The sequence below is a fragment of the Sphingomonas sp. GW822-FHT03G08 genome, from assembly GCF_058801135.1.
Genome location: NZ_JBXAMZ010000001.1, coordinates 2,941,984 through 2,956,995 on the forward strand (window position 1 = coordinate 2,941,984; position 15,012 = coordinate 2,956,995).

General features: G+C 67.7%; 19 protein-coding genes. 6 read left to right on the forward strand and 13 right to left on the reverse strand.

Features of this window, described 5'->3' with window-relative positions; translation table 11 throughout:
- Positions 1–3: 3 nt before the first annotated feature.
- The 4 genes from rutD to AC1RJ5_RS13540 all read right to left on the reverse strand — a co-directional run bounded on the left by rutD (position 4) and on the right by AC1RJ5_RS13540 (position 2,847).
- Positions 4–780, reverse strand: a complete 777-nt coding sequence (rutD, locus tag AC1RJ5_RS13525) for a pyrimidine utilization protein D (protein WP_342250421.1) — start codon at positions 778–780, stop codon at positions 4–6.
- Positions 780–1,163, reverse strand: a complete 384-nt coding sequence (rutC, locus tag AC1RJ5_RS13530; protein ID WP_184162974.1) for a pyrimidine utilization protein C — start codon at positions 1,161–1,163, stop codon at positions 780–782. The genes rutD and rutC overlap by 1 nt, the downstream gene beginning before the upstream one ends.
- Before the next feature lie 3 nt (positions 1,164–1,166).
- Positions 1,167–1,895: a pyrimidine utilization protein B gene (gene rutB, locus AC1RJ5_RS13535; protein WP_342250420.1), complete on the reverse strand. Its 729-nt coding sequence runs from the start codon at positions 1,893–1,895 to the stop codon at positions 1,167–1,169.
- Between the two features lie 364 nt (positions 1,896–2,259).
- Positions 2,260–2,847, reverse strand: coding sequence for a TlpA family protein disulfide reductase (locus AC1RJ5_RS13540; RefSeq protein WP_493113787.1), 588 nt, complete (start codon positions 2,845–2,847; stop codon positions 2,260–2,262).
- Between the two features lie 16 nt (positions 2,848–2,863).
- Between AC1RJ5_RS13540 and argH the strand changes: the two genes are divergently transcribed.
- The 5 genes from argH to AC1RJ5_RS13565 are packed head-to-tail and all read left to right on the forward strand — an operon-like array spanning position 2,864 to position 7,451.
- A complete protein-coding gene (argH, locus tag AC1RJ5_RS13545; protein WP_493113789.1) occupies positions 2,864–4,240 on the forward strand; it encodes an argininosuccinate lyase in 1,377 nt (458 codons plus the stop codon).
- Positions 4,240–4,488 carry a hypothetical protein gene (locus tag AC1RJ5_RS13550; protein ID WP_184162983.1) on the forward strand — a complete coding sequence of 83 codons (249 nt, stop codon included), beginning with the start codon at positions 4,240–4,242 and terminating at the stop codon, positions 4,486–4,488. Before argH ends, AC1RJ5_RS13550 begins: the two co-directional genes overlap by 1 nt.
- A 20-nt stretch (positions 4,489–4,508) precedes the next feature.
- A complete protein-coding gene (gene lysA / locus AC1RJ5_RS13555; protein WP_493113791.1) occupies positions 4,509–5,768 on the forward strand; it encodes a diaminopimelate decarboxylase in 1,260 nt (419 codons plus the stop codon).
- A 1-nt stretch (position 5,769) separates the two neighbouring features.
- Positions 5,770–6,501 carry a precorrin-2 dehydrogenase/sirohydrochlorin ferrochelatase family protein gene (locus tag AC1RJ5_RS13560; RefSeq protein ID WP_493113793.1) on the forward strand — a complete coding sequence of 244 codons (732 nt, stop codon included), beginning with the start codon at positions 5,770–5,772 and terminating at the stop codon, positions 6,499–6,501.
- Positions 6,498–7,451 carry a CorA family divalent cation transporter gene (locus AC1RJ5_RS13565; protein WP_184162991.1) on the forward strand — a complete coding sequence of 318 codons (954 nt, stop codon included), beginning with the start codon at positions 6,498–6,500 and terminating at the stop codon, positions 7,449–7,451. The genes AC1RJ5_RS13560 and AC1RJ5_RS13565 overlap by 4 nt, the downstream gene beginning before the upstream one ends.
- 4 nt (positions 7,452–7,455) lie before the next feature.
- Here the strand turns inward: AC1RJ5_RS13565 and AC1RJ5_RS13570 are convergent, their stop codons facing one another.
- Both AC1RJ5_RS13570 and AC1RJ5_RS13575 read right to left on the reverse strand, forming a co-directional pair.
- A complete protein-coding gene (locus AC1RJ5_RS13570) occupies positions 7,456–8,004 on the reverse strand; it encodes a response regulator transcription factor (RefSeq protein ID WP_269573425.1) in 549 nt (182 codons plus the stop codon).
- A gap of 60 nt (positions 8,005–8,064) precedes the next feature.
- Complete coding sequence (locus AC1RJ5_RS13575; protein WP_342250265.1) at positions 8,065–8,601, reverse strand: NADPH-dependent FMN reductase; 537 nt, start codon at positions 8,599–8,601, stop codon at positions 8,065–8,067.
- A 96-nt stretch (positions 8,602–8,697) separates the two neighbouring features.
- Between AC1RJ5_RS13575 and AC1RJ5_RS13580 the strand changes: the two genes are divergently transcribed.
- Positions 8,698–9,783 carry a CaiB/BaiF CoA transferase family protein gene (locus AC1RJ5_RS13580; RefSeq protein WP_493113796.1) on the forward strand — a complete coding sequence of 362 codons (1,086 nt, stop codon included), beginning with the start codon at positions 8,698–8,700 and terminating at the stop codon, positions 9,781–9,783.
- Positions 9,784–9,845: 62 nt separating this feature from the next.
- Here AC1RJ5_RS13580 and AC1RJ5_RS13585 read toward each other — a convergent pair whose 3' ends face one another.
- Genes AC1RJ5_RS13585 through AC1RJ5_RS13615 form a run of 7 tightly spaced genes read right to left on the reverse strand, consistent with a single transcriptional unit; the run spans position 9,846 to position 15,012 of the window.
- Complete coding sequence (locus AC1RJ5_RS13585) at positions 9,846–10,256, reverse strand: flagellar export chaperone FliS (protein WP_493113798.1); 411 nt, start codon at positions 10,254–10,256, stop codon at positions 9,846–9,848.
- Positions 10,256–11,704, reverse strand: a complete 1,449-nt coding sequence (fliD, locus tag AC1RJ5_RS13590; RefSeq protein ID WP_269573422.1) for a flagellar filament capping protein FliD — start codon at positions 11,702–11,704, stop codon at positions 10,256–10,258. Before fliD ends, AC1RJ5_RS13585 begins: the two co-directional genes overlap by 1 nt.
- A 41-nt stretch (positions 11,705–11,745) precedes the next feature.
- On the reverse strand, positions 11,746–12,882 hold the full coding sequence (flhB, locus tag AC1RJ5_RS13595) for a flagellar type III secretion system protein FlhB (protein ID WP_184163006.1): 1,137 nt from the start codon (positions 12,880–12,882) through the stop codon (positions 11,746–11,748).
- Positions 12,882–13,655, reverse strand: a complete 774-nt coding sequence (gene fliR / locus AC1RJ5_RS13600) for a flagellar biosynthetic protein FliR (protein WP_342250268.1) — start codon at positions 13,653–13,655, stop codon at positions 12,882–12,884. The genes flhB and fliR overlap by 1 nt, the downstream gene beginning before the upstream one ends.
- A 7-nt stretch (positions 13,656–13,662) precedes the next feature.
- Positions 13,663–13,932, reverse strand: a complete 270-nt coding sequence (fliQ, locus tag AC1RJ5_RS13605) for a flagellar biosynthesis protein FliQ (RefSeq protein WP_493113802.1) — start codon at positions 13,930–13,932, stop codon at positions 13,663–13,665.
- Between the two features lie 4 nt (positions 13,933–13,936).
- Positions 13,937–14,767, reverse strand: coding sequence for a flagellar type III secretion system pore protein FliP (fliP, locus tag AC1RJ5_RS13610; RefSeq protein ID WP_446745987.1), 831 nt, complete (start codon positions 14,765–14,767; stop codon positions 13,937–13,939).
- Positions 14,764–15,012: a flagellar biosynthetic protein FliO gene (locus AC1RJ5_RS13615; protein ID WP_184163017.1), complete on the reverse strand. Its 249-nt coding sequence runs from the start codon at positions 15,010–15,012 to the stop codon at positions 14,764–14,766. The genes fliP and AC1RJ5_RS13615 overlap by 4 nt, the downstream gene beginning before the upstream one ends.

A 15,012-nucleotide genomic window follows, 5' to 3' on the forward strand; every position in this document is an offset into this window, starting at 1 on the left:
TGATTAGCTCCCCAGAAATGCGAGCACGCGGGCTTCGAAGCCCGTCGGATCGGTAACGTTGCAGGCGTGCCCTCCCCAGGGCATCCGGACAAGTTGCGCCCCCGGAATGGCTTGCGCAAGCACTTGCGAGCAGGCTGGCGGGACCAGCGCATCATCGTCGCTGGCGAGCAGCAGCACCGGCGTCTCGAGCGGCGTCGCTTCCAGCCGACCGATCAGGTCGAACGCGAGCGCTTCGAGGATGCGCGCCTCGACCATCTCGACCGGGAAGCCGGCGACATGGTGCCTGGCCTCTTCGTCCAGCCGGTCGCTATTCTCGGAGATCCACTGCGGCGGGAACAGAAAGATCGGCTGGGCATCAACATATTTGCCGGCGCCATAGGCGCGCAGCAGCGCCAGCCGGGCATCGAAGCAGCGCCTGGTATAGGGATCGAGCCGGCCCCAGCCATTGACCACCACCAGCCTGTCGACCCGCTCCGGCGTGTCGAGCGCCAGGCTCAGTCCGCCCATGCCGCCGATCGCATGGCCGAGGATCGAGGCCTTCTCGATCCCGAGTTCGTCCATCAGCAGCCGGATATCGTCGCCGATGCTTTCCAGCCGCGGGGTGACCGTCCGGTCCGAGCGGGCGGTGCCGCGGTGATCGTAGAGAATAAGGCGGTAATGCTCGGCAAGCGCGGGCAGGTTGGGCCGCCAGTAATTGCCGGAACCGCCCATGCCGGCGGAGAGGATCAGCGGCGGTCCGCTGCCATGTTCCTCATAGTAAAGGCCCGCCGCCTCGGGCATCAGCCGATATGCGCCACCGAGGCGATCTCGACCAGGCAATCGGGCTTCACCAGATCCGCCTTGATGCAATAGCGCGCCGGCTTGGCGCCGGGGAAATACTCGGCATAGATCTGGTTGAAGACGGGGTAATCGGCGAAATCCTTGAGGAAGATGTGGTTCATCGCCACGTCCTCCAGCGTCGCGCCGGCCGCCTCGAGCGTGGTCTTGATGACTTCGAGGATGTGCCGGGTCTGGCCCGCGGCATCGCCGACATGGAGGACGATACCCCCCTCGCCGAGCGCCAGCACGCCCGAGACATAGACGGTGTTGCCCGCCTTCGCCCCGGCCGAATAGGGCGCGATCGGGGTAGGGAACTGGGGCGGGTTGATCGGTTCGAAGGGCATTGCTTACTCCCGGGGCAATTGGCCGAAGCTGCCGCAGAAATCGGCGGTGGTGGAGACCCAGCCGAAGAACTTCTCGACATTGTAGACCGTGGCTTCCTGCATCATCGGCGGGCCGAGATGATGCGTCGCGTCCTCGAGCATCACCCCGAAATATTCGAGGTGGAAGCCGTCGCGCAGCGTGCTCTCGACGCAGACATTGGTGGCGATGCCGACGAAGACGATGTTGCGGATGCCCCGCGCGCGCAGCGTCGAATCGAGCTGCGAGTTGAAGAAGGCGCTGTAGCGGGTCTTGTGGAGGCGGATGTCGCCGGGCTTCGGCGCCAGCGCATCGACCAGCTCATAATCCCAGGTACCGCGCGCCAGCAGCTTGCCGCTGAGCTCGGGCCGGGCGCGCATAGTCTTCAGTGCATTGGACTTGTGCCAGTTGGGCGAGCCGGGGCCGCCCGCCTCGACATAATCGGCATCCCAGCCATTCTGCAGATAGATGACCGGCATGCCGGCGGCGCGGGCGGTATCGAGCACCGCGGCGATCTTGCCGATCGTCCCGGCCGAACCGGAGATGTCGAAGCCGGCCTGGTCGACATAGCCGCCGGGCGAGGCATAGGCGTTCTGCATGTCGATCACGACGATCGCCGTTTCATCGGCATGCACGCGGATCGGCTCGGGCCGGGCGGGAAGCGTGACGATGCGCGGCCCCTGGAGGTCGCGCCCGACGGTAGGTTCGCCTGTCATTTCGGGGAGTGTTCCCGAGAATGGCGCGGGGCACAAGCCCCCTACATCAGGGGCCGGCCCGACTCGCCAAAGTACACGAAGTACAGGCCAAAGCGGATTTTGCGGGCCGCTATTTTCCCTATTTCCTCGGGAAAGCGCCACATCTCGCACGATCGTTGCGCGCGGCTGATCCTATCTTTCCTACAGCGTCAAAGAGCGACGGCCCGGGGAGCCGGGCGCTCGAGCCGAGCAGGCGAAATCCTACATTGCAAGGTGCAGCATGCCGTTTGGTTTCCCCGGCGAAAGCCGGGGGCCAGAACCAAAAGCGATACGGCAGAGAAACCCTGGGCCCCGGCTTTCGCCGGGGAAGCGGGGAGGGGCAATCCTAGCGCGCCTCGGCGAGCAGGGCCGCCGCCTTGGCACCCGCCCAGTCCATCTCGCCCGACAGGCGCCAGACTTCCTTGCCGGCCGAATCATAGAGGATGGTGGTAGGCAGGTTGGCGTTCATGCCGAGGCTGAACGCCATGTCCGGATCGGTCCAGGGCTTGAGGTTCTTGAACCCCGCCTTGGCGAAATAGGGATCGACCAACTCGCGGCCCTTCATGTCCTGGCTCAAGGTGATCACCGGCAACGCATCGCCCTTTTGCCCGGCGAGCGTGTCGAGCGTCGGCATCTCGGCGCGGCAGGGAATGCACCAGGTCGCCCAGAGGTTGACGAGCACCGGCTTGCCCTTGAACGCGGCCAGCGTGACCTTCTTGCCCGCCGGATCGACGAACGCGAAGTCCGGCGCGGCCTCGCCCTTGTGGCTGCGATCGAGCTGCCCCTTGTCGGCGACGGCAGCGGCCGACGCCGCATCCGATGCCGCATTAGCCGCGGAGATAGTTTCGTTTGCTTGGCTTCCGGGCCCGGAGCGCTTATCGCACCCCGCGATCATCAGGGTGCCGAGCAGGAGAAGTGAGATAGCCGAGCGCAAGGACAGCTCCAATGCCATGTGGGGTGGGCGCTTCGCCGAAGGCCCGTCTGCAGTCATGCGCGAGATTAACGCATCCATTCCCTTCGACAAGCGGATGTGGCGCCAGGATCTGCGCGGGAGCCAGGCTCATGTGACCATGCTGGGTGCGCAGGGCATCGTCGCGGCCGAGGACGCAGCGGCGATCCACGCGGGCCTGAGCGAAGTCGCGGCCGATTTCGAAGCCGGGGGCGTGCCCGAGGACCTGGCGCTCGAAGACATCCACATGCTCGCCGAATCGCGGCTGGCGCAGAAGATCGGCCCGACCGCGGGCCGCCTGCACACCGCCCGCTCGCGCAACGACCAGGTGGCGACCGATTTCCGCCTGTGGGTGCGCGACGCGGTCGACCAGGCCGAGGCGGCACTGGGCGCGCTGCAGGATGCGCTGCTGGCGCGTGCGGAGGAACATGCCGACAGCGTGATGCCGGGCTTCACCCATCTCCAGGTGGCCCAGCCGGTGACGCTCGGCCATCATCTGATGGCCTATTTCGAGATGTTCGCGCGCGACCGCTCGCGGCTTCGCGATGCCCGTACGCGCCTCAATCTCTGCCCGCTCGGCTCGGCGGCGCTGGCCGGCACCGGCTTCAACCTCGACCGCGAAGCGACGGCAAAGGCGCTCGGCTTTGACGGGCCGACGCGCAACTCGCTCGATTCGGTTTCCGACCGCGACTTCGCGATCGAGTATCTCACTGCCGCGTCACAGGCAGCGCTGCATCTCAGCCGCCTGGCCGAGGAGTTCGTGATCTGGGCAAGCCAGCCCTTCGGCTTCGTGTCGCTGAGCGATCAATGGTCGACCGGCAGCTCGATCATGCCGCAGAAGCGCAATCCCGACGCCGCCGAACTGGTGCGCGGGCACAGCGGCCGAATCACCGGCGCGCTCGTCTCGCTGATGATCACGATGAAGGGCCTGCCGCTCGCCTATTCGAAGGACATGCAGGACGACAAGCCGCCGGTGTTCGAGGCGCATGACCTACTCGGCCTAAGCATCGCGGCGATGACCGGCATGGTGGAAAGTGCGACTTTCCGGCTCGACCGGATGCGCGCCGCCGCCGAGGCCGGTTTCTCGACCGCCACCGACCTGGCCGACTGGCTGGTGCGCGAAGGCGGCATCCCATTCCGCGAGGCACACCACATCACCGGACGCGCGGTGGCGGCAGCGGAAGCGGCAAGCATCCGTCTCGATCAGCTATCGATCACCCAACTCAAGGAAATCGACGCACGGATCGATGAACGCGTATATGACGTTCTGAGCGTCGATGCCTCGGTATCGAGCCGGACGAGCTTTGGCGGCACTTCGCCGAAGCGCGTACGGGAAGCCATCGCGGCGGCGCGCAAGAGCCGCGAGGAGGAAGCGTGATGAAGCGACTGGTGCTGCTGACCCTGGCCCTGGTGGGCGGACTTGCCCTGGCGAGCTGCGGCAACCGTTCGGCGCTCAAACCCGCGGCGACGGCGTCGCTGCCGGCAGCGCCCTATGGCGCGACTGCGACGCCGTCGCCCGGAGACCTGCTTAACCCGCCCGTCCAGACGCGCCCGGCACGTAGCGACGACCTTATCCAGAGTTCGGACCAGCGGCGCAGCGACGCCTACGACCTACCGCCGCGCTAAGCCCAATAGGAAGTTTTCCCGTGTCTCATTTCGAAGTGATCGGCGGCACCCTGCACGCCGAGAATGTTCCGCTCGCCCGCATCGCCGAAGCAATCGGCACCCCCGTCTATGTCTATTCGACCGAGGCCTTTCGCGAGGCCGCCCGCGCCTTCCGCAAGGGGCTGGAGCCGGTCGGTCGGCACCATGTCGCCTTCGCGGTGAAGGCCAATCCGAACCTCGCGGTGCTGCGCCTGCTCGCCAATGAGGGCTTCGGCGCCGATGTCGTCTCGGGCGGCGAGCTGTCGCGTGCGCTCGCGGCCGGCATCCCGGCGAAGGACGTGGTGTTCTCCGGCGTCGGCAAGACCCGCAAGGAGCTCCACCAGGCGCTCGACGCCGGGATCGGCCAGTTCAACCTCGAACTCGAGGAAGAAGGCGTCGTCCTTGCCGAGATCGCGCATGCCAAGGGCATGGTCGCGCCGGCGGCGCTGCGCGTGAACCCGGACGTCGATGCCGGCACGCACGAGAAGATCTCGACCGGCAAGGCCGAGAACAAGTTCGGCCTGCCGATCGACCAGGCCCCGGCGATCTTCGACCGTCTGGCCAAGCTGGAAGGCATCAACCTGCGCGGCGTCGCCGTGCATATCGGCAGCCAGCTGCTCAGCCTGGCGCCGCTGGAAGCCGCGTTCGAGCGCGTCGGCAAGCTCGTCGCCGAGCTGCGCGCCGCCGGCCACACGATCACCCATGTCGACCTGGGCGGCGGCCTGGGCGTGGCCTACAAGCCGGAGGACGTGCCGCCGACCTCGGCAGCGTTCGGCGAGATGGTCGCGCGGGTGACGAAGGACTGGGATGTCGAGCTGATGTTCGAGCCCGGCCGCCATATCTCGGCCAATGCCGGCGTGCTGCTCACCGAAGTGCTGTGGGTGAAGCCGGGCGTGACCAATCCCTGGGTGGTAGTCGACGCGGCGATGAACGACCTGCAGCGCGTCGCGCTGTACGACGCCTATCATGGCTTTGCCTCGGTGACGCCGAGCGGCGAGACCATGGTCGCCAATGTCTGCGGCCCGGTGTGCGAGAGCAGCGACGTGTTCCTGAAGAATCGCGAGATCGACGCACTGAAGAGCGGCGACCTGGCGGTGCTGCAGAGCGCCGGCGCCTATGGCGCGACCATGGCGAGCACCTACAACAGCCGCGCGCTGGTGCCCGAGGTGCTGGTGTCGGGGGAGCGATTCGAACTGGTCGCGGGGCGGATCACCGCCGAGACGATCATGGGCGAAGAACAGGTTCCGGACTGGCTGAAGTAAGATGACGCTGACCGCCCTGCCGATCTTCGTGAAGCTGGCAGGGCGGCCGGTGATCCTGATCGGCAGCGGCGAGGCGGCGGAGGCCAAGCGCCGGCTGCTCGAACGCGCGGGCGCCGAGATCGTCGACGAGGCGGCGCAGGCCTCGCTGGCGATCGTCGCGACGGACGAGCCCGAACCGATTGTCGCGCGGCTGCGTTCTCGCGGCGTGCTCGTGAACACCGTCGACCGCCCGGACCTGTGCGACTTCACCCTGCCCGCGATCGTCGAACGCGATCCGGTGCTGGTGGCGATCGGCACCGGCGGCGTCTCGGCCGGGCTCGCCGCGGCGCTGCGCCAGAAGCTGGAGGCCGAGCTTCCCGCCGACCTGGGCGAGACCGCAAAGGCGCTCCATGCGGCGCGCACGGAGCTGCGCGCACGCTTTCCCGACATCGCCGACCGCCGCCGCGCGATCGGCGCGGCGCTGGCGGAAGGACTCGGCAGCGACGTGGTTGCGCGCATGCGGGCGCCGGAAGATGCCCGGCTGGTGCGCATCACGCTTGCCTCGGACGACCCCGACGATCTGACGCTGCGCCAGGCGCGCGCGCTTGCGCAGGCCGAGCGGGTGTACCATTTTCCCGGCGTGCCGACTGCCATCCTGAACCGCGCCCGCGCCGATGCGCCGCGCATCGCCTGCTCCGCCCCACCCGAAGTGCCCGGCCCCGGGCTCTCGATCTGGCTGGAGCCCGGCGCATGAGCGGCTTTGCCTATATCGTCCATGACGGGAAGGTGGAGCAGCCCATCCTGAAGGAAGCGCTGGGCAAGGATGCCGCGCTGAGCTGGATCCATCTCAATACCAATGACGAGCGCGCCCAGCTCTGGCTGAGCGGCGAGGCCAAGCTCGCCCAGCCGGTGATCGAAGCGCTGACCGCGATGGAGACGCGCCCGCGCTGCGACCTGTTCGGCCCGGCGGCGCTGATCAACCTGCGCGGCATGTCCTCCGACGCGCTCGACACCTCCGATCCGCTCGCCTCGATCCGGATGTACGCGCATGGCGGCTGCGTCTTCTCGGTCTCGCGCAAGCAGCTCAACGCGGTCCAGCCGGTGCGCAAGCTGGTCGAGGACGGCAAGGTCCTCGATCCGGGCGACCTGATCGCCGCGATCGCCCAGGCGATCACCGAGGAGCTGGACCCGATGGTCGCCGAGCTGGGCGATTCGCTCGACGATTGCGAGGAGCAGATCTCCCGCCACCGCGCCTTCGACCTGCGCCGGCTGGTCAACGAGACCCGGGTGAAGGCGATCGGGCTGCGCCGCTTCCTCTATCCGCAGCGCGCCGCGCTGGAGAAACTCGCGGGCCTGCCGGTGGAATGGCTGGCCGAGGACGACCGGCTCCACCTCGCCGCCGCCGCCGACCGGGCCGCGCGCATGGCGGAAGAGCTGGAGAGCATCCGCGAGCGCGCCGCGCTGACGCACGAGACGCTGACCGACCTGCGTTCGGAACTGATCGACCAGCGCTCGCTGATGATCGCGGTAGTGGCGATGGTGTTCCTGCCGCTCACCTTCATCACCGGCCTGCTCGGCATGAACGTGGCCGGCATTCCCTGGGCGCATGAGCCTTGGGCGTTCTGGGGCGTGGTGGCGCTGTGCGTGGCGGTCGCGGTGCTGATCACCGGCTATTTCCTCCGCCGGCACTGGTTCGAACGCTAGGCGCTCAGGCGCGCTGGAGGCGATCCAGCTCTGCGCGGGCGGCGGCAAGCTCGCCGCGTGCCTCGCCCAGTTCGATCGCGCGCGCGGCGATGCGGGCATCGAGCGCCAGGTTCGACCGCTTGAGCTCTTCCATCCGGTCCGAACGCGCCATCGTGCGCTCGATACGGGCGGCCAGCTCCTCGAAGCTGTAGGGCTTGGCGAGATAATCGTCGGCGCCGGCCTGCAGCGCCTCGACCGCGCCGGCGGGATCGTCCTGGCTGGTGACGACGATCACCGGCAGGTCCGACGTGTCACGCGTGCCGCGGATCTCCTGCAGCACGTGCAGGCCGGAGACTTCGGGCATCACCCGATCGACCAGCACCATGTCGAAACCGCGTGCCGAGATCAGCTCGAGCGCCTGGGTGCCGCTGTCCGCCAGCACGACGAGATAGCCGAGCTGGCCGAGCCGATGCGCGAGGACATGCAGGTTGGTCCGGCTGTCGTCGACCGCCAGAATGGTGCGCGTGGCACGTCGGCGATTGCCAATGCCTTCCTGTGCCGAAGCCTCGTCCATGGCCGGCAGCATAGCGCTGCAACAATCACGAAACAGTTAAGCGGCGCGCAACCAGCCCGATCAGCGATCGAGGAAGCTGAAGATCTGGCCGACCATCACGTCCATCGGGCCGCTGCACTTGTCGAGCGCGTCGCCCGGCTCGATCGTGTTGATCGCCAGGCCCATCGGCGTCGGCCAGCCACGCAGCGCATGGGTGATGGTGCGGAGCGCCTGCAGCGTCGAGACCGCCGCCTGCCAGCCTGCCGCGGTGGCGATCAGGCCGACCGGCAGCCCGTCGAAATAGGGGCGATCGTCCTTGCTCATCGCCTCGACATAATCGAGCGCGGTCTTGACCAGGCCCGAAAGCGTGCCGTGATAGCCGGGCGAGCCGACGATCACCGCATCGGCCGAGCGCAGCGCCTCGAGATAGCGCATCACCGCCGGATTGCCCTCGACATTGCCCGGCTCGTAATGCGGAAAGGCGATCGCCTCGCCGGTGAGCAAGGTGGTGCGGGCGCCGCGCGCCTCGGCCTTGGCGAGCGTGGCCGCGAGCAGGCGTCCGGTGGCGGATTCGGGTCGCAGGGTGCCGCCCAATGCGACGATATGAGGTGCCGACATGGCTTCCCGCTAGCCCAAAGGCTCGGCAAGCGCCAGCGTGGACCTGAGGTGCGGGCTGCGGCTATGCATCGGCAGAATCGCGCATGGGGGAGCCAAATGGTCGCAGCAACGCACGGTCCGCTGGCGGGGCTGCGCATCGTCGAACTCGATATGCCGGGCACGGTGCTGTTCGCCGGCATGCTGCTTGCCGACCTGGGCTGCGACGTGATCCGGATCCGCCGGCCGGGCAGCGAGGGCAGCGCCGTGGCCGCGCCGCTCTATCGCGGCCGATCGCAGGTGCTGCTCGACCTCAGCCAGGCGGCGGGGCGCGAGCAGGCGCTGTCGCTGATCGCCGAGGCCGACGGGGTGATCGAGGGCTATCGCCCCGGCGTGGCCGAGCAGATCGGCCTCGATCCGGCGCGCTGCCTCGCGCTCAATCCCCGGCTGGTCTATGCCCGCACCAGCGGCTGGGGCCGCGAGGGGCCGCTTGCCGGCACGCCCGGCAACGACATCAACCACCTTGCCTTGTCCGGCGCGCTCCATGCGATCGGCCCGGCCGCCGCGCCGGTGCCGCCGCTCAACCTGATCGGCGAATATGCCGGCGGCGCGCTGTATCTCGCGCTCGGGCTGGTCTCCGGCATCCTCGCCGCCCAGGCCACCGGGCGCGGCCAGGTGATCGAGGCATCGCAGATCGACGGCGTGGCATCGATGATGTCGCTCTATTATGCGCTCCACGCCTCGGGCCGCTGGGTCGATGCCCGCACCGCCAACATGGTCGATGGCGGCGCGCCCTATTATCGCTGCTATGCCTGTGCCGATGGCCGCCATGTCGCGGTCGGTGCGCTCGAGCCCCAGGCCTTTCGCGCGCTGTGCGCCGGGCTGGGGATCGCGGCGGACCGGTTCGACCCATATGACCGCGCCGCCTGGCCGGCGCTGACCGAAGTCCTCGCCGCCGCCTTTGCTTCGCGGGGGCGCGACGAATGGGCGGCGCTGTTCGAGAGCGGCGATGGCTGCGTGACACCGGTGCTGTCGCTGACCGAGGCACCGCTCCATCCGCAGAACCGCGCGCGCGGCACCTTCGCGGCGCGGGACGGCGGCGTGCAGCCCGTGCCGACGCCGCGCTTCTCGGCGACGCCCGCCGAGGCACTGCCGCCGGTGGACGAAAGCGTGGAGGATGTGCTGGCGCGCTGGGGCGGCGCTTAATTCAGGATGCTGCGTTTGGGTTAGCTGTTCCCCGGCTAAAGCCGGGTAACTGAAATTGGCGCCTAAGCCGCAGGAGGCGCGCTCTTCAGGCTGCTCCAGGCGCGGGCGATCTCGTCGAGGCTGTTCGCCGCGTCGCGGAACGGTGCGGGATCGGTGCCGACGGCGGCCTGCAGGATCTGGCCGCGCAGGCCGTGATAGAAGGTGGCGAGCGTCTTCGAGACATCGCCGCCCTTCTCGAAATCGAGCCCGGCCTCGAGCGCGAACAGGATCGCCGTCGCCCGCGCGACCCGCTCGCCGCGCACGGCATAATTGCCACGCTCGACCGCCCAGGCGGCCGTGCGCAGCGCGGCGACGCCTTCCTCGTAGAGCAGGCCGACCAGCGCGTGCGGATCGCCACCGGCGGCACGGCCGACGATGTCGATCTGGCGATAGGTTTCCGCGGGGTTGGCGGCGAGGGCCGAGGCGTAGCGCATCAGCTGCCGCTGCTGTTCCAGGCGGCGATCTGCTGCGTCAGGAAGCTCTGGGTCGACTTGTAGGCAGCGACCTTGGCATCCATCGCGGCGAATTGCTGCGTCATCCGATCGCGCATGTTGGCGGTGTCGGTGACGACCTTGTCCTGTTGCTCGGAGAGCTTGTCCATCTGCTTGGTGTAGGTCTTGTTGCTCGACGTGAGCCCCGTCTCCTTGCCCGGCGTGCTGCTGCCGATCGCGGTGGCGACCAGGCTGGACAGCGCCTTGCTGATCCCCGCGCCTTCCGCGAAGATCGCCTCGACATCGTCGGGATAGGTGGACAGCACCTTGGACAGGCGGGCGCTGTCGACCGAGAGCGTGCCGTCGCGATTGGTCTTCACGCCGATATCGGCGAGCTTGTGCGGCACATCGTCGGTGGCGCCCGGCACCAGCTCGGCGAGCGACAGGCTCTTGAGCTGGCGCAGCAGGTCCTTCGCCGCCGGATCGGTGCGCAAGGGGCCGGTGATCGGATCGGTGGCGTCCTGCACCGACTTCAGCACCTGGTTATAGGTGTCGACGAAGTTGGTGACCGCCTGGCTGATCGCCGCGGTGGGCGTGGCGGCGCCGATCGCCACCTTGGTGCCGACCTGCGCCGCGACGAGATCGAGCCGCGCGCCGGGGATCAGGCCCGAGATGCTGTTGGTCGGGTATTTCGCCTCGACGCCGTCCATCGCGACGCGAGCGTCCTGCGCGACCTGATTGACCGACGAACTCGCGCCGACGCCGACATTGAGCGCCGACAGGTCGCCGGTGCCGCTCAGCGTGAAGGCCTGCGACGCGCCGGTCGCGCTCTTCAGCACCAGCCGCGCGCCATTGTTGTCGCTGAGGATCGAGGCGGTGACACCCGCCTTCTTGGCGTTGATCGCGTCGGCGATGCCCTTGAGCGTCGAATTGCCCGAGCCGACCGTGATGTCGATCGAGGCAGCGGGACCCTGGGTGAAATCGGTCATCGCGCCGTCGGTGACGGTGGCGGTGCCGAAGCTGAGCGTGAGCGTGCCGGTGCCGATCGCCGTCGCGCTGCCGCCCGAGAAGAGCTGCGAGCTGGTCACCTGGCCCTGGGCGAGCTGGCGTACCTCGACGGTGGCGCTTAGCCCCGACAGGTCGGCGCCGGGCAGCCGGGTGATGTTGAGGATGCCGGTGTTCGAGCTGGTCGGCTGGGTCGACAGCGAGCCCGAGCCGGTCAGCGAAGTGAGCGCCGCCGAGAAGTCGCTGATATTGCTCTTGATCGTGCTGATCTGCGAAATCTGCGCGGTCAGCGCGTCATTCTTCTGGGTGAGCATCGCGTTCTTGTTGGTGAACGCGTTGGTGACCAGCGAATTGACCAGCGCGGTGATGTCGATCCCCGATCCCGTACCAAGGGTGGTGGCGATCGAAGGCGTCGGAGTCGCAGTGGTGGCCGTTGTCGTGGTCATGTCTACCTCTCCCCCGGTAAACGGCCGGTGCCGCGCCGATTTTAGTGCGCGCGTGCCTGTTTGCGGCCGTTTTCGTCGAAAAGTGCGGTGTCGGGCACGGTGACCGGCGGCATCACCGCATTGGCCCGCTTGCTGAGCTGGAAGACGAAGGCGAGCACGGTGGCGACCGCCATGTAGAGATCGTCGCGGATCTCCTGGTTTTCCTTGCTGGTGTAATAGACGGCGCGGGCGAGCTGCGGGATTTCGAGGATCGGCACGTCGAGCTCGCCGGCGAGCTCGCGGATCGCCAGCGCGGTAGCGCCGCGGCCCTTGGCGACGAGCACCGGCACCTGGTCCTTGCCCTGTTCGTAGCGCAAGGCCACCGCGAAATGGGTCGGGTTGGTGATGACCACGTTTGCGGTGGCCACTGCCTTGCGGAAGCCGCCCTTGAGGATCTGGCGCTGGCGCTGGCGCTGGGCCGCCTTGGCCTCGGGCGAGCCTTCGCTCTCCTTGTGCTCGTCGCGGACTTCCTGCTTGGTCATGCGCAGCTTGGCCATGTGGCGCAGGATCTGGATCGGCAGGTCGACGCCGGCGATCAGCAGCAGTCCGCCGGCCATGACGAAGAGCAGGGTGAGAAACTCGCCGCCCATCGCCCCGATCGCGCCGTGCAGGTCCGCCTCGACCAGGCCGAGCGAGCGGCGCGTCATCGACCACAGCAGCCAGGTGCCGATGCTGCCGAGCAGCACGACCTTGAGCAGGCCCTTGCCGAGCTCGATCCAGCCATTGGGACCGAAGATCCGCGCAAGGCCGGAAGCCGGGTTGATCCGCGAGGCCTTGGGCGCGAACAGCTTGGAGTTCCAGCGGATGCCGGCCAGCCCGGCATGGCTGAGGATCGCGCCGATCACCGCGAGCAGCAGCAGCGCGAGCATCGGGGTGGCGAGCTTCCAGCCCGCCTCGGCGATCGGACGCCAGGGCTCGAAATCCTCGACATCGGCAACCCCGAAGGTGAAGCTGCCGACCATCACTTCCTTGCAGGCGCGTACCAGCGAGGGGCCGAAGAACATCATCCAGCTGCAGCCGAGCAGCACGATCAGCGCGGTGCCGAAATCCTTCGAGCTGAGTATTTGCCCGTCGTCTATCGCCTTGCGCTTGCGCTTGGCTGTTGGGGCTTCTGTCTTTTCGCCGCCGGACTCCGACATCAGCCGAGCACCAGCTGCGGCATCATCGTGAGCGATTCGCGGACGATGACGACGAGGTAGTCCCCCATGGCAGGGAGCGCGAGCAGCATCGCGACGACGCCGAAGAGCAGGCTGGCGGGCAGCCCCACCGCGAACAGGTTGAGCGCCGGCGCGGCGCGGCTGAGCATGCCGACGATCAGGTTGAGGCAGAGCAGCAGGAAGCCGATCGGCAGCGAGAGCAGCAGCCCGGCGAGGAAGGTGTAGCCGCCGAACATCGCGATGCCGAGCAGCCGATCGGGTGCGATCCAGGCGCCGGGGGGCATGACGTCATAGCTGCGCACCACCAGCTCGACGAGGACGAGGTGCCCGTCGAGCGACAGGAAGATCAGGGTGAGCATCAGCGACAGGAAGGTGCCGATCGCCGGGGTTGCGTGGCCGCTATTGGGATCGACCGTGTTGGCGAAGCCCAGGCCCATCGACATGGAGATGACTTCGCTGGCCACCATCGGCGCGGAGAATGCGACCTGCAGGACAAAGCCCATCGCGAGCCCGGTCAGCGCTTCGGCGGCGATCGCGAGGAAAGTGGTGAGCGAGAAGATCTCGGCCGGCGGGGTGACGTGCGCGACGTTGAGCACGAGCACGCCGATCGCGCCGGTGAGCGCGATGCGCGCGGGCAGCGGGATCGCCATTGCGCTGAACACCGGCGCCGCGATGAAGGCCGCGCCGATCCGCACCATGGCGAACAGCAGGGCCCAGAGCTGCGGCTCGATAGAGAGGCCGAAGCCCATCAGCATGGCGGCGTTACTTCACCAGATCCGGAATGCGCTCGAAGATGCTGACGGTGAAATCGCCGAGCAGCCCGAGGATCATCGAGCCGAAGATGATCAGGCTGACGCCGACCACGATCAGCTTGGGCACGAAGGTGAGCGTCTGCTCCTGGATCGACGTTGCGGCCTGGACCATGCCGAGGACGAGGCCGGCGAGCAGCGCGGGCACCAGGATCGGGGTGGCGGCGAGCGCCAGCACCCACATCGCCTCGCGCCCGATGGTGAGGAAGTAATCGGCGTCCATCGTGCTAACTCACGAAGCTGGAGGCGAGCGAGCCCATCGTCAGCGCCCAGCCGTCGACCAGGACGAAGAGCAGCAGCTTGAAGGGCAGCGAGATGATCGTCGGCGACATCATCATCATGCCGAGCGCCATCAGCACGGTGGCGACGACGAGATCGATGACGATGAAGGGCAGGAAGATCAGGAAACCGATCTGGAAGGCAGTCTTGAGCTCCGAGGTGACGAAGGCCGGCAGCAGCACCGAGAAGGGCACGTCCTGCGGCTTGGCATAGGGACCGCTCTTGGCGAGCCCGGCGAACAGGGTGACGTCCTTGGTGCGGGTCTGCTTGATCATGAAGCCATGCAGCGCCTCGCCCGACTTGGAGATCATCTCGGTCGCGCCGATCTTGCCGGCGGAATAGGGCTGGATGGCAGTCGTGTTCATCGTGTTGAGCGTCGGCGCCATCACGAAGAAGCTGAGGAACATCGCCAGGCCGATCAGCACCTGGTTGGGCGGAGTCTGCTGGAGACCCAGAGCCTGACGCAGGAGCGCCAGCACGATGATGATCCGGGTGAAGCTGGTCATCATCAGCAGGATGCCCGGCAGCACCGTGAGCAGGCCCATGATGATGAGGACCTGCAGCGACAGGCTGAGCGGGGCATTGCCGCCACCCAGATCGCCCAGCGCGCGATCGACCGCATCGCCCACGCCCGGAGTCGCCACCGGCGTCGGCACAGCCGGCGCCGCGCCCTGCGCGAAGGCCGGGAAGGCGAACAGCACCAGGAAGGCGAGGATGCCGATGAACAGCGCGGCGCGCCCGCCCATCGTGCGGGGGGCATGGACGATCGCGCGGGTCATTGCTGCTTGTCCACCAGGGTGACGCCGCTGCGGCTCACCGAGACGAGCAGCTTCTGGCCTTCGAACTCGATGACGGCAAGGCGCAGGCCCGGGGAGAGCATCATCGTCTCCTTGAGCTGCACCATCCGGGTCGTCTGGTTCTTGGGCAGGCGCGATTCGAGCTTGCGCCAGGCATAGAGGCAACCGACCAGCAGACCGCAGACGAGCGGCAGCAGCACGATCAGCTTGATGATGTACCAGGTCAT